This is a genomic window from Algibacter sp. L1A34 (assembly GCF_009796805.1).
Taxonomy (GTDB): Bacteria; Bacteroidota; Bacteroidia; order Flavobacteriales; family Flavobacteriaceae; genus Algibacter.
In genome coordinates, this window is the sequence record NZ_CP047029.1 from 2,705,773 (window position 1) to 2,721,071 (window position 15,299).

The window sequence follows — 15,299 nt, forward strand, 5'->3', positions numbered from 1 at the left end:
TTTTGAATTTTAGAGCGATAAGGTATTCCGAAAAACCTGAGGTTTTCTGCCTTTTACACGTCTATAATAGTTAGATTTGTAACTTCAAAATTGATACATGACACATTCTTTAGAAGCATTAAAATCGGGACAATTAATAGGTTCGAAAACACTAAAACTAGCTTGTGGTTTAGAAGAATTTCCGGAAGAGATTATATCGCTTTCCGAAACTTTAGAGGTTTTAGATTTATCTGATAATAAATTGACGTCACTACCCGAAAGTATCTCTCAGCTTAAAAATTTAAGAATTATATTTTTTGCACGAAATAATTTTACGGAGTTCCCAAAAGTACTTGCTAAATGCCCTAATTTGAATATGATTGGTTTTAAATCGAATCAAATTAAAACGTTGCCAGAGAAAGCATTTCCACCATTGTTAAATTGGTTGATTTTAACCGATAATAAGATTGAAAAATTACCTAAAAGTATTGGTGATTGTACGTTACTTCAAAAATGTGCTTTAGCTGGTAATTTAATTGAAGAATTACCTATTGAAATGAAAGCTTGTGTGAATTTAGAACTCATCAGGTTTTCGGCTAACCAATTAAAGTCGATTCCGGAATGGTTTTTTGAGTTACCTAAATTATCTTGGGTGGCATTTGGTGGGAATCCCGCTGCGCACGAAATTCCGTTGAATAATGATTTTGAAGCTTTTGATTGGAATGATTTTACTGTTAAAGAATTATTAGGTGAAGGTGCTTCGGGATTTATTTCTAAAGCAAGTTGGAATTCCGAAAAAGAGGATGTTGCTATAAAAGTTTTTAAAGGAGATGTTACTAGCGATGGATTACCAGATGATGAAATGGCTATATCTATTGCTGCAGGAGCACATGAGAATTTAATTCCGGTTTTAGGAAAAATTAAAGAGCATCCAGAAGATAAAATAGGTTTAATAATGAAGCTAATTTCTCCTGCTTATGTGAACTTAGGAAATCCTCCAGATATGGAAACCTGTACACGAGATGTGTTTGATGAAACAAGTGTTTTTAAAGCAGAGGAGTTACTGAAGATTGCAAAAAGTATAGCTTCGGTTTGTGAGCAGTTGCATAAAAAAGGTATTAACCATGGCGACTTGTATGCGCATAATATATTGGTGAATAAAACGGCAGACTGTCTTTTAGGCGATTTTGGGGCAGCTTCTTTTTATGATGTTAATTCTAGTCTTGCTCATACTATTGAGCGGGTAGAAGTACGTGCTTATGCTTGTTTGGTAGAAGATGTGTTAGGTCTTGTTAATGAGGGAGAAATGAATAATGATCTTCGCGATAAATGGCAAAAATTAATTACAAATTGGACAGATACAGATGTTAAATATCGTCCTGGGTTTTCTGCAATTTTAGAGGTGCTTGATGAGTTTTAAAAGATGGTTTTAACGTATAGATATTATTTCGTTATAGATTCTTAACAGAGGCCTTATTGTACAGTTTTAAAATTCCCAAAAATCAAGGAGGTGAGTAGTAACCCTATTCCTATTCCCATAAAAGAACCTTTTACAAAATCTGTTAATTCCATAAATTGAGAAAATATTTGAGAAGTCGCAATTACAAACATTCCAATCGATAAGAGAGTTAATGTTTTCTTTTTCGTTATTTTTTTCATCTTATTTCGGTTTTTATAATTAGTATTAACTTTATAATATTTGTTACATATTTCATAACTAATAAGTGCAATAAATTACTAAGAAGAATAACAAAACAAAAATAAGTTAATTATTTTTCTAATCCAAAATGTTGGCGGAGATTTGCGTTAGGGATTGATGCGGTATCCTTTTTTGTGCTAGCTTTAATATTGTTGAAATAGAGATTGCTTATTTGTTATCCAAAATATTATTAACTGAATAAATAGTAGGAGCACAAATAAAGATATAGCGGAAAGCCCGACCCTTGGGTAACGCCCAAAATATAATTTCAATTAAAAAACATTTAGATTTTAAACATAATAAAAGCGCTAACAAATACATGTTAGCGCTCTTATTATGAACAAAATGTGATACTATGTGTATTAAACTTTAGCAGATTTAACTGTTTTCACAATTCTTGCTGCAATTTTATATGGATCTGCGTTTGAAGCAGGACGTCTATCTTCTAACCAGCCTTTCCAGCCTTTTTCTACTGCAATTAATGGAATACGTATAGATGCTCCTCTATCTGAAATTCCCCAAGAGAAATCTGTAATAGCTGCAGTTTCGTGTAAACCTGTTAAACGTTGGTCGTTAAACTCACCGTAAACAGCAATATGTTCTTTTACAACTGGGCGGAAAGCTTCGCATATTGCAGCGTAAACTTCTTTATCTCCACATGTTCTTAGAATCTCGTTAGAGAAGTTTGCGTGCATACCAGAACCATTCCAATCCATATCTTTACCTAATGGTTTTGGATGGTACTCGATGTAGTAACCATATTTTTCTGTTAAACGATCTAATAAATATCTTGAAATCCAAAGTTCGTCACCAGCTAATTTAGCGCCTTTTGCGAATAATTGGTATTCCCATTGTCCAGAAGCAACCTCTTGGTTAATTCCTTCGAAGTTTAAACCTGCATCGATACATAAATCTGCATGCTCTTCAACGAAATCTCTACCGTGAGTGTTTTTTCCACCAACAGAACAGTAATACATTCCTTGTGGAGCAGGATAACCACCTACAGGGAATCCTAAAGGTAATTGAGTTTTGTTATCCATAATGAAATATTCTTGTTCGAAACCAAACCAGAAATCATTATCATCATCATCAATAGTAGCTCTACCATTAGATACGTGTGGCGTTCCATCGGCATTCATAACTTCAGTCATAACTAAATAACCGTTGATACGATCTGGATCTGGGTAGATTGCAACAGGTACTAATAAACAGTCAGAGTTTCCACCTTCTGCTTGTCTAGTAGATGAGCCATCAAAAGACCAGTTTCCTATTTCTTCTAATGTCCCTTTGAAGTCTTCATGCTCTTCAACTTTAGTTTTACTTCTTAAGTTTTGAGTAGGGTGGTAACCATCTAACCAAAGGTATTCTAATTTAATTTTTGCCATAATGAATATTTTATAATTGAAATATTGATAATAATATCACAAATATAAATTTTTATACTTTTACTACATATTTATTAGGGGTGTTTTAACGAATGGTTGACTTATTTTTATTTATACCCTACTTTTTTGAGGATTATTTTAAAAAAAGTTGATTATTTATTGAAAATACTGAAAAAGTGTTAATAATATAATTGGTGATTTTACGGAATTCTTGATTTTGGTGCCTATTTTTGCCTTAAAATTTAATACAGCCAATTAGTATTAAAGATTTTAAGAGTTATTTTGAAGAATTATTAGAATATATTAAATTGTTTTAGAAAATGTCTACATTAAGATTTCATGCTGTAAAAGAATCATTGGCTTATAAGCCATTGCATATCGAAGAAAAGGAAAGGCGATCGGATCTATTTGGTAGAAACGTATTTAATGAAAATACCATGCGCCAATATTTAACCAAGGATGCCTTTAATGGCGTTATGAGTGCAATAAACCATGGTAAAAAAATAGATAGAAATATTGCAGATCAGGTATCTTCATCAATGAAGGATTGGGCCTTATCTAAAGGAGTTACACATTACACGCATTGGTTTCAGCCATTAACAGGTGCAACGGCAGAAAAACATGATGCTTTTTTTGAAACTATTGGTGGCGGTATGGCTATCGAGAAATTTGGTGGCGACCAATTAGTACAACAAGAGCCAGATGCGTCGAGTTTCCCGAATGGCGGTATTAGAAATACTTTTGAAGCTCGTGGTTATACTGCTTGGGATCCTACATCTCCAGCTTTTATTTATGAAACTACACTATGTATACCAACTATTTTTGTAGCATACACCGGTGAGGCTTTAGATTTTAAAACACCTTTATTACGTGCGCTTAATGCAGTAGATACTGCGGCTACGGCTGTATGTCGCTATTTTGATAAAAATGTTAAAAAAGTAACTAGTTCTCTGGGTTGGGAGCAAGAGTATTTTTTAATTGATAAAATGTTGGCCGCTAGCCGTTCAGACATTACGCTTACTGGACGGACGATGCTTGGGCATTCTGCAGCAAAAGGGCAGCAATTGGATGATCATTATTTTGGATCGATCCCAAATCGCGCTTTAAACTTTATGCGCGAACTGGAAACGGAGTGTATGCTTCTAGGGATTCCAGTAAAAACACGGCATAACGAGGTAGCTCCAAATCAGTTTGAATTAGCCCCAATTTACGAGGAAGCAAATTTGGCTGTCGATCATAATTCGCTTTTAATGGATTTAATGGGGCGTGTAGCTTCTCGTCATAATTTTAAAGTTCTGTTTCACGAAAAGCCATTTGAAGGTATGAATGGTTCTGGGAAACACAACAACTGGTCACTTTCTACCGATACAGGAGTAAATTTACTAGGTCCAGGAAAAACACCAATGAGTAATTTACAATTCCTTACCTTTTTTATAAACACAATAAAAGCAGTTTATAAGCATGAGGCATTGTTGCGTGCCTCTGTGGCATCTGCAAGTAACGATCACCGTTTGGGAGCTAGTGAGGCGCCACCGGCTATTATGTCGGTTTTTATTGGCGAGCAACTTACTAAGGTTTTAGACGAGTTGGAAGGTGTAACCAAAGGGAAATTATCTCCGCAAGAAAAAACAGAACTTAAGCTTAATGTTATTGGTAAAATACCAGATGTTTTGCTAGATAATACGGATAGAAATAGGACATCATCTTTTGCTTTTACAGGAAATAAATTTGAGTTTAGAGCTGTAGGTTCTACCGCAAATTGTGGCAATCCTATGACGGTTTTAAACACTATTGTTGCTAAGCAATTAAAAGATTTTAAAGTTGAAGTAGATTCTTTAATCAATAAAAAAGATTTAAAAAAGGACGAAGCTGTTTTTAATGTATTGCGTGAATATATTAAGGAGACTAAGGCTATTTTATTTGAAGGTAACGGTTACGGAAAACCATGGGAAATTGAAGCTAAAAAGCGTGGGTTGAGCCATAATAAAACTACTCCGGAAGCTTTAAAAGCTAAAATTTCGAAGCAAACCATTGATTTATTCGAAGAAATGAATGTAATGACTAAGGTAGAAACCGAGGCGCGTTACGAGATTGAAATGGAAGCTTACAGTAAGCATATACAAATAGAAGGTCGTGTTTTGGGAGATATTGCTAGAAACCATATTGTGCCAACAGCGATAAAGTATCAAAATGTTTTACTAAAGAATGTTCGCGGATTAAAAGAAGTTTTTGGAGAAAAATATCTAGATGTATCTAAAGAACAAATTAATTTAATTCAAGAAATTTCTAATCATATAGAAGGTATAAACTCTAATGTTACTAAAATGGTAGACGAGCGCCGAAAAGCAAATGCAATGACTGATATTGAAAAGCGTGCTTTAGCGTATGCTAAAAAAGTGAAACCACTTTTTGACGATATTAGGTACCATTGTGATAAGTTGGAAATGTTGATTGATGATGAACTTTGGCCATTAACTAAATATAGAGAATTGTTGTTTACACGATAATTAAAGTTTTGTGTGTTTTTTCGATATTAAAAAATTAATAGGAAGTATTTGTAACGCTTGTTTTATTAGTTTTTATTAAAAAACATGGAGAATTGAAAAATAATAATGGGTTTATCCTATTAAATATTAAAACTTATAAAATCCTGTTTCAAAAAAGTGGGGTTTTTTCATTCAAAAAAGTAAATTTGCAACATAATAAGATATTATGAGTCAAGAAGTTTCAAAACGATACGCACAACGAGGAGTTTCAGCATCTAAAGAAGATGTACACAATGCTATTAAAAATATAGATAAAGGTTTGTTTCCTAAAGCTTTCTGTAAAATAGTTCCTGATTATTTAACTAATGATGATGATTATTGCTTAGTAATGCATGCAGATGGGGCTGGTACAAAATCGTCCTTAGCTTATATGTATTGGAAAGAAACTGGAGATGTATCCGTTTGGAAAGGTATTGCTCAAGATGCGTTAATTATGAATATTGACGATTTATTATGTATTGGAGCTACAGATAATATTATGTTATCGTCTACCATTGGTAGAAATAAAAGTTTAATTCCAGGTGAAGTACTTTCGGCTATTATAAATGGAACGGAAGAGCTTTTGGAAGATTTAAAACCGTTTGGAGTTACCATTCATTCTACAGGTGGTGAAACTGCCGATGTTGGCGATTTAGTACGAACTATAATTGTAGATTCTACCGTAACAGCGCGTATGAAACGTTCTGAAGTGATTGATAATGCCAACATAAAAGCAGGTGATGTTATTGTTGGTTTAGAGAGTTTTGGACAAGCTACTTACGAGAAAGGATATAATGGCGGTATGGGAAGTAATGGTTTAACTTCTGCAAGACACGATGTGTTTAGTAAGTATTTGGCCGAGAAATATCCTGAAAGTTTTGATGCGGCAGTACCTGAAGATTTGGTGTATTCTGGTGGAGTGAAATTAACCGATGCTGTTGAAGATTCTCCAATCGATGCTGGTAAATTAGTATTATCACCAACACGAACTTACGCGCCAATTATCAAGAAAATCTTATCGGAATATAAAAGTGATACTATCCATGGTATGGTACATTGTTCTGGTGGAGCACAAACTAAAATTCTTCATTTTGTGGATCAATTTCATATTGTAAAAGATAATTTATTTCCAATTCCACCACTTTTCAAACTAATACAAGAAGAATCTAAAACGGATTGGAAAGAAATGTATCAGGTGTTTAATTGTGGTCATAGAATGGAATTATATGTATCGCCAGAAATTGCTGAAGACATTATTGCAATATCAAAATCTTTTAATGTTGATGCTAAAATAATAGGTAGAGTAGAGGCTTCAGAATCTAAAAAACTGACTATTAAAAGTGAGTTTGGAGAGTTTGTTTATTAAATTAAATTGTATAATTTAAAAGCGTAGTTCTGTGTTTTTTCAGAATAAAATTGTAGTTATTCTATACTTATAATAAATTTGTATGGTATATGATTTTTAGAAAAATGTTGCTTCATATAATATAACACCTAGGATATCGTTAAAATGGTACGATTATTGATATGTTAAATAATTTTAAAAAACAACCTAACATAACCATGAAAAAGTTTTTCTTAATTATAGCTTGTTTGCTTATTCAATTTGTTGGTGCTCAGCCAGATTCGTTATTCTTAAAAGTGGCTACTCCAAAATATGAGGGCCCGAAATGGGTACAAACAAACAAATTTTCTTTCGATTTAAGTGAGGTCACATTTGTAAATTGGAATTCGGGTGGTAGTAATTCAATTTCTGGATTAGTTGGTTTAGCAACAAGCGCTAACTACAGTGATAAATATTTTTATTGGAAAAATAGTGGACGTTTTAGTTACGGTATAAATAAGCAAGAATCTAGGGAGCTTCGTAAAACAGACGATGTTATAGAAATAAAATCGAGTATGGGTTTTAACCCCGACTTAAATTCAAATTGGTTTTATTCGGCGCAACTTACATTTAGTACACAAATAGCTAATGGTTATAGTTATCCAGATACAGATACTCCAATATCTAAACTTATGGCGCCAGGTTATATGTTTTTGGGAGCTGGTATGGAATATGGTAAACAAATCAAATTGTTATCTTTTTATTTTTCGCCATTAACTTTAAAAGCAACATTTGTTTTAGATGAAGACTTAGCTAATGCTGGTTCTTTTGGTGTTGAAGCGGCTGTTTATGATGATGATGGTGGTTTATTAAAAAGTGGAGAGCGTTTGAAACAAGAGGTTGGTATCTTAATGACTAATAGTTACGAGATGGAATTAGCTAAAAATATTAACGTTAAAAACCAAGTAAGTATGTATTCCGATTATATTAATAATTTCGGAAACGTAGATATAGATTGGCAATTAGATTTCGATTTTAAAGTAAATAGTTTTGTTAGAGCAACCTTAGGCTCGCATTTACGGTATGATGACGATGTTAAAACAACTATAGAAACAGATGTTGATGGTGAAACAGAAGAAGCTGGAGCCAAAGTGCAATGGAAACAATTTTTAGGTGTTGGCTTTGCAGTAGATTTCTAAATAGTAAATACTTTGGTAGATTTGTTGAGCTGTCTCATTTTTTTGTAATTTATATTTATAAATGGTCTTTATTCTACGATTCTTTTGGATGTAGAAACTAATTTTATCTGCATTAGTCGCTTTTATTGATCAAAATAAAAGATGATAGCTTGTAAAAGTTAATTGAAAACAAAATCTCTTATAAGAAATATATTACGTTAAATAACTGTTTAATCCTGCGTTTTACGTATGTAAGCTGCTTTTTTGCAATTAGAAATTATAAATAACCTCGTCTCATGAGAATTATTTAAAAGCTAGTAGTTTATTTCGGATAGTATATCTAAATTAGGTGTTTTTAAAATGGAATTCTCTTGATTTATAGCAAAGCAAAAAGGTATATTGAATGTTAAGTATTAAAAATAAGGTATACTTAATAGCTAGTTTCTTCTTTATATGGAGTTGTTACGTCTTATTTTCTAATTATAGCTTAAATGTTATATTGCTCGCTGAGATTGCTTTTTTTATTGTTTTTTTGAAACATAAAACTTCCACAGACTGGTCCGTTATTCTATTTTGGTCGTTTTTTATCCTATCGGAACTGCTCTTTACTTTCTCTAAAGATTATATAAATATACTATTGCCAACGCTTTTAAAACTGTTTGGATATTTAATGCTGTGTGTTTGTGGTTTTTCTAAGCAAAAAGCATTGAGTGTTAAACGTTTTGATTATTTGATTTACGGTTTACTTATTTTCCTTAACACCTATGTTGTTAGGGCTATCATAGATATAATAGAGCCTTTTATTACCGTAAAGTATTTAGTCGAGCTGTATTTTGTATTAGGTCTGGCTCTCATTTTTTTAGGTGCTTTTGCAATTCGATACCGGTTGATTGGTGATTCGAAATCTAAATATTTTGCCCTAGGAGTTTTGTTTTTAACTCTTTCCGAAATAATTAGGGTAATTGCCCATAATCTTAATCTTCTGTTTCTACATTATTTTCAATATTTTTTCTTTTCGTTCGGTTTAAGTTTTTTTGTGTTGTTTTCTATTGTAGAGAATAAAAATGACAGCGCATTTAAACTAATTAAAACTAGAGGGGTTTAAATACTTCAAATCCTCTAATTCGGTTACACCTTTAATAAGTTTAGAATTACCATTTTTAATAAAATAAATGGCATCAGCAAGTTCTAGAATATGTTTATACAAATGGTCTGTAATTATAATAGCTTTGTGTTGTTTTTCTTCGGAAATAACTTTTTTTATTCCTTCTATATTAATCGGCGACAAGTGAGTAAAAGGTTCGTCTAGTAAAATCAATTTTGTATTACTTTTAAGTATAATGTAGGTTTCAATTAAGCGGCGTTCTCCACCCGATAGTTTACCTAATTTTGTTTTTCGATAATGTCCAAAAGTTTCAAAATGAACAGTGAAATCTTTCCAAGAAACCTTAAACAACCAAAATACTGTTTTAACTTTTAAATATTTAGGAATAACATAGTGTTGCGGTAAATAGCCAACTAATCTAGTTTGATATAAAGGTTTCAAAATAGGTTTGTTATCTACGCGAATTAATTTGTATTTAGATTCTAAATTACCAAATAAAATCTTTAATAAGCAGGTCTTTCCGCAGCCATTACTTCCTGAAATACCAGTGATTTTTCCTGTTTCAGCTTTAAGATAAATACCGTTAAGAATACGTTTATCTTTAAATGAAAGTTCAATATTATCAATTTCAAAAATCATATAAATTCTTTCAAAATTAAAAGAAAAGGAAGGCTTAGAATAAAATCGATAATAAAAATATAAGAAAATAGTTTAAAAGTAGAAAGACCTAGATTCTTGTAAAATATTAACTTCCGTTTGGCATTAGTTTCATTCATTAAATACCATAAAAAAGCCAGCATAATCAATTTTATAAAAAAAATAGGAAATAAACTATAGTCTATAAGTACTAGAAAAAAATTAATACCAAAAGACCATAAAATATATGGTCGATAAAATATAAATAAGGCAGATAATTGTTGCATATTATTAGCTATAACGAAAAATAATGTAAATTATTTCTAAAGTTGTGCTAGTTCGGCGCAATGTAATCATAGAAAATTCATAAATTATCGTATTTTTGATTCCCAATTAAATAAGGCAGATGTTAGAGAAGTTACAAATAGTAAAACAACGTTTTGATGAGGTTAGTGATTTAATTATCCAACCGGATATTATTACAGATCAAAAACGTTATGTAGAACTTAATAAAGAATACAAAGACTTGCGAATCCTTATGGATAAACGTGAGGAATATTTAGAGTTTACAAATAATTTAGCTGAAGCTGAAGAGATAATTGCAGATGGTAGCGATGCAGAAATGGTAGATATGGCCAAGATGCAATATGATGAAGCTAAAGAAGGTATCCCGAAGTTAGAAGAAGAAATAAAGGTGCTTTTAATACCGAAAGATCCTGAAGATTCTAAAAATGCAGTAATAGAATTGCGTGCAGGAACTGGTGGAGATGAAGCGAGTATTTTTGCAGGCGATTTATTTAGAATGTACAGCAAATACTGCGAAGGTAGAGGCTGGCGTGTAGATACGGTAGATTTTAGTGAAGGTACAAATGGTGGTTTTAAGGAAATCCAGTTTGAAGTTACAGGTGAAGATGTTTACGGAACTTTAAAATTTGAAGCAGGAGTTCATCGTGTACAACGTGTGCCACAAACAGAAACTCAAGGTCGTGTACATACTAGTGCAGCAACTGTAATGGTATTCCCAGAGGCTGAAGAATTTGATGTAGAGATTAACCCAAAAGAGGTTCGTGTAGATTTTTTCTGTTCTTCAGGACCTGGTGGGCAATCGGTAAACACAACCTATTCTGCGGTGCGTTTAACTCACATCCCTACAGGTTTAGTGGCACAATGTCAAGATCAAAAATCGCAACATAAAAATAAAGAAAAAGCCTTTAAAGTATTACGTTCACGTTTATACGAAATGGAATTGGCTAAAAAGAACGAAGCCGATGCTGCTAAACGTGGTAGTATGGTGTCTTCGGGAGATAGAAGTGCTAAAATTAGAACTTACAATTATTCGCAAGGCCGTGTAACCGATCATAGAATAGGGTTAACACTTTACGATTTATCAAACATTGTAAATGGTGATATTCAGAAAATTTTAGATGAATTAATGTTAGCTGAAAACACAGAGAAGTTAAAAGCTAATACTGATATAATTTAACATGAAAATCAGGATATTCTAAGTTGTTTATTTCTTAGAGTATCCTGATTTTTTTTATTTAATATTAAATCGTGATTTCTTTTTTAATTGGAAGTAATTACACAAAAGTTTCCTTCTACAGAAAAATTAAGGCAGAATGACAACAAAGCAACTTATTGAGCAAATAAAAATTAAAAAATCCTTTTTATGTATAGGGTTGGATGTGGATTTAAATAAAATACCACAACATCTGTTAAAAGAAGAAGATCCAATCTTTGTTTTCAATAAAGCTATTATCGATGCCACTCATCATTTATGTGTAGCCTACAAGCCTAACACAGCTTTTTATGAAGCTTATGGTATTAAAGGCTGGAAATCATTAGAGAAAACTATAAAGTATTTAAATAAAAATTACCCAGAGATTTTTACAATTGCCGATGCTAAACGTGGTGATATAGGTAATACAAGTACCATGTATGCTAAAGCTTTTTTCGAAGATTTAGCATTCGATTCTGTTACCGTTGCTCCATATATGGGGAAAGATTCTATAGAACCTTTTTTAGCATTTAAAGATAAACATACTATTATGTTGGCGTTAACATCTAATCAAGGTGCTTTCGATTTTCAAACAAAAACAGTTGATGGACAAGAGCTTTACAAACAAGTATTAGAGACTTCTAAAACTTGGAAAAACTCAGAGAATTTAATGTACGTTGTTGGTGCTACAAAGGCCGAGTATTTTGCCGATATTAGAAAAATTGTTCCAAATAGCTTTTTATTAGTTCCAGGTGTTGGAGCTCAAGGCGGAAATTTGCAAGACGTTTGTAAATTTGGCATGACGGATAATGTTGGTTTGTTAATTAATTCTTCAAGAGGAATTATTTATGCTTCTTCCAACGATGATTTCGCAGCAGCGGCAGCAACAAAAGCAGCCGAACTTCAACAGGAAATGGAAATTATTTTAAGTTAAATTGTTTTTTTATTGTCCTTGAAATTACTTTCCATTCAAACTTATTTTAAATTATAAAATGTGTTAGCTACTTGTTTTATTGATGTTTTAGTTTAAAAAACACCTATTGTAACCATAGCTTATATTCAATTAACACTAGTTTATATCTTCTTTTATAAATAAACACGAAATTGCATGTATAATTAAATATAGGTAATGCGGTTTTTTCAAATTTTCTTGATTTTTGTAATAACAATATCTTTCACATTAAAAAGTTATGCTATTCACGAAATTTACGTTTCTACAGAAGGTAGCGATCAAAATTCAGGAATTAAATCAGCTCCATTTGCAACTTTTGGACGTGCAGTAAAAGCATTAGAAAAATTTTCAGGAAAAGAAGCTGTTACTGTTTGGTTTAATGAGGGAACGTATTATCTTAACGAAACTATTCTGCTAAACTCTAAGTTATCAGGAACGGCTGAAAATCCAATTGTATTTTCAAGTTTACCGGGAAATGAAGTATTTATCAAAGGTTCAAAATTACTGAAATCACTTCCGTGGAAAACATATAAAAGCGGTGTTTATGTCACTGAAATACCAGAACACCTCAATTTCGATCAATTATTCGTAAACGGAAACCGAAAAATTAGAGCCCGTTACCCCAATTATGATTACGAAAATCCTTTAAGAGGAGGAAATGGGTATTTGCAAGTTTCAGATGGAACCAATCGCCGTTATGATACTTGGTTTGGTTTAAAAGATAAAGATATACCTACTCGTGATTGGGAAAATCCATCAACAGGAATTGTGCACGCTTTCCAAAGTCATAATTGGGGAAACATGCAATACCGCATTAAAAGTATTGATAAAACAGAGAAGAAAGTGTTTTTAGGAGAAGGAGGTTGGCAATTGCAACGTGCGTATGGTATTGGTGGAAAAGAGAATAAAGGTTCTTGGTTTTTTATCGATAATATTTTTGAAGAACTTGATGTTGCGGGCGAATGGTTTTTAGATTCAGAAAAACATTTATTGTATTATTTTCCAGAAGAAGGTGTTGATCTTAATACTGTAACTTTTGAAGTTCCTATTTTAAAAGATTTAATTCAACTAAAAGGCAGCGCTGATAAACCGGTAAAGCACATTTCAATTTCTGGTTTTAATTTCACACAATCTAAAACAACTTTTATGGATACCTATGAGCCTGTAGCACGTGGCGATTGGGCTATTCATCGTGGAGGTGCTATTTTTATGGAAGGCGCCGAAAACTGTTCTATTACAGATAATAACTTTGAATATTTAGGTGGAAATGGTGTTTTTATGAGTGCTTATAACCGGAATAATACGGTAAGCAGTTGTCGTTTTGTGCATGTTGGAGAGAGTGCTGTTGCATTTGTAGGTTCGCCAGATGCGGTACGTTTTTATCAAACTTGGGACGATCGAGAAATTGATGGCGGAAATTGGGATGATATGCGTAAAAATATGGATTTAGAGCCTGGACCAAAATCGCCTAATTACCCTAAAAATTGTACCATAGAGAATAGTGTTATGCATGATTTTGGAGACTATGGTAAGCAAGTTGCTGGTATTTATATTTCAATGAGTCATAAAATAAAGGCATCGCATAATACCATTTACAATTGTCCTCGTGCAGGAATTTGTATAAACGATGGTACTTGGGGTGGCCATATTATAGAATTCAATGATATTTGGGAAACTGTTAGAGAAACAGGTGAGCATGGTCCTTTTAATTCGTGGGGACGTGAACGTCAATGGCGAGGATCTCGAGGTACAGACGAGCAGTTTTTAAAAGAACTGGCCAAGCTAGATGCTATTGATAATGTAATTATAAGAAATAATAGAATTGCTAATTACCGTAAATCTATAAGTGCCGGAAACTGGACTATCGATTTAGACGATGGCTCAAGTTATTTTGAAATTTACAACAACCTAAATTTAGGGTCAACCATAAAACTTCGAGACGGTATGGAGCGTAAGGTATTTAATAATATTACTGTAAGTGCGGTGCCTTTAGGTTGGCATGTATGGCCTAAAAATTCTGAAGATGAAATTTATAAAAACATCTTTGTGATTTCTGGAGCTTTACCTGGAAAGAACGAACCAACTAAAAAGTTTATTCGTGATGTAGGTTTGCCTACAGAGACAAAATGGAGTGAACACTACGATAATAATATGTATTGGAATATTAATCATCCAAACGATTTCGATATTATTGACGGTGTGGGTTTAAAATCTTGGCAAGAAAAAGGTTATGATATTAATGCAGTTTCAGGAAATCCATTGTTTGTAAATCCTTCGGAAGGAAATTATCAGGTACAAGAAAATTCGGAGGCATTAAAATTAGGGTTTAAAAACTTTCCTATGGATCAATTTGGTCATCAAATGACGCGAATAATACCGTTTGGTGGTGAGTTTTCAGAAATACAAATTGTTCAATTGGTAGTTGATAATAGAGTCGAAAAAAATGCTAAAATATACTATACTTTGGATGGTACAGAGCCGACCATTAATTCTATAGAGTATTCTAAGCCTATTCAACTTAAAAAATCTAGAATTATAAAAGCGCAAACTTTTGATTCTAATGGAGTTGCTGTTGGTTTTGTAAATGAAACTACTTTTGCTAAGGTTGAAAAAGTGATTTACCCAAGTTGGTTAAGTACATTACTTGCTGGTAAATATGAAGGTGAAGTTGAAAATTTGAAAAAAGCACTAATTTTAGAAGTTAAAGGAGCGGTTATGATAAATATTGCAGATGATCCTGATTTGATTGATGCAACAGGTGGTTATAATTTTGGATGTTATATTCAATCACTTAATCTTGAAAAATCTCAAATGTGGACTAAAGCTAAATTAGATCGCGATTGGGTAATACAGCAAGTTAATGGAAATAAAGTACAAAATATTAGCGACTTAAAGAATTACCTTAAAAAATTTAAAGGAAATAAAGTAACTGTTATTGCTGTTAGGGATTATAAAGAAAAGAAGTTTAAAGTTGAATTTTAGTATGAATTCATTCAAAATAAATACCAAACTAGAAAA

At 32.4% G+C, this 15,299-nt stretch carries 10 protein-coding genes; 7 read left to right on the forward strand and 3 right to left on the reverse strand.

What is annotated here, in order from left to right; all coding sequences use genetic code 11:
* The first annotated feature begins 97 nt into the window (after positions 1-97).
* Complete coding sequence (locus GQR97_RS11585) at positions 98-1,399, forward strand: leucine-rich repeat-containing protein kinase family protein (protein WP_158848522.1); 1,302 nt, start codon at positions 98-100, stop codon at positions 1,397-1,399.
* 53 nt (positions 1,400-1,452) lie between these two features.
* On the opposite strand, the gene GQR97_RS11590 is transcribed toward GQR97_RS11585, so the two are convergent.
* A complete protein-coding gene (locus GQR97_RS11590; RefSeq protein ID WP_158848524.1) occupies positions 1,453-1,638 on the reverse strand; it encodes a hypothetical protein in 186 nt (61 codons plus the stop codon).
* A 402-nt stretch (positions 1,639-2,040) separates the two neighbouring features.
* Positions 2,041-3,063, reverse strand: coding sequence for a glutamine synthetase beta-grasp domain-containing protein (locus tag GQR97_RS11595; RefSeq protein WP_158848526.1), 1,023 nt, complete (start codon positions 3,061-3,063; stop codon positions 2,041-2,043).
* Positions 3,064-3,383: 320 nt separating this feature from the next.
* Between GQR97_RS11595 and GQR97_RS11600 the strand changes: the two genes are divergently transcribed.
* The 3 genes from GQR97_RS11600 to GQR97_RS11610 all read left to right on the forward strand — a co-directional run bounded on the left by GQR97_RS11600 (position 3,384) and on the right by GQR97_RS11610 (position 8,111).
* Entirely contained in the window at positions 3,384-5,570 is a 2,187-nt protein-coding gene (locus tag GQR97_RS11600; RefSeq protein ID WP_158848527.1) for a glutamine synthetase III, read from the forward strand.
* A gap of 205 nt (positions 5,571-5,775) precedes the next feature.
* Positions 5,776-6,954, forward strand: coding sequence for an AIR synthase related protein (locus GQR97_RS11605; RefSeq protein ID WP_158848530.1), 1,179 nt, complete (start codon positions 5,776-5,778; stop codon positions 6,952-6,954).
* 197 nt (positions 6,955-7,151) lie between these two features.
* The gene (locus GQR97_RS11610; protein WP_158848532.1) at positions 7,152-8,111 is read left to right on the forward strand and encodes a DUF3078 domain-containing protein; all 960 of its coding nucleotides are present in this window, start codon (positions 7,152-7,154) and stop codon (positions 8,109-8,111) included.
* 1,060 nt (positions 8,112-9,171) lie between these two features.
* Here GQR97_RS11610 and GQR97_RS11615 read toward each other — a convergent pair.
* On the reverse strand, positions 9,172-9,834 hold the full coding sequence (locus GQR97_RS11615; RefSeq protein WP_158848533.1) for an ABC transporter ATP-binding protein: 663 nt from the start codon (positions 9,832-9,834) through the stop codon (positions 9,172-9,174).
* Positions 9,835-10,237: 403 nt separating this feature from the next.
* Here GQR97_RS11615 and prfA point away from each other — a divergent pair, with 403 nt between their 5' ends.
* The 3 genes from prfA (at position 10,238) to GQR97_RS11630 (ending at position 15,263) form a co-directional block, all read left to right on the forward strand.
* Positions 10,238-11,314 (forward strand): peptide chain release factor 1, encoded by a 1,077-nt coding sequence (gene prfA / locus GQR97_RS11620; RefSeq protein WP_158848534.1) that lies wholly within the window; start codon positions 10,238-10,240, stop codon positions 11,312-11,314.
* A gap of 136 nt (positions 11,315-11,450) precedes the next feature.
* On the forward strand, positions 11,451-12,263 hold the full coding sequence (gene pyrF, locus GQR97_RS11625) for an orotidine-5'-phosphate decarboxylase (RefSeq protein ID WP_158848535.1): 813 nt from the start codon (positions 11,451-11,453) through the stop codon (positions 12,261-12,263).
* A 195-nt stretch (positions 12,264-12,458) separates the two neighbouring features.
* Positions 12,459-15,263: a chitobiase/beta-hexosaminidase C-terminal domain-containing protein gene (locus tag GQR97_RS11630; protein WP_158848536.1), complete on the forward strand. Its 2,805-nt coding sequence runs from the start codon at positions 12,459-12,461 to the stop codon at positions 15,261-15,263.
* Positions 15,264-15,299: the final 36 nt, after the last annotated feature.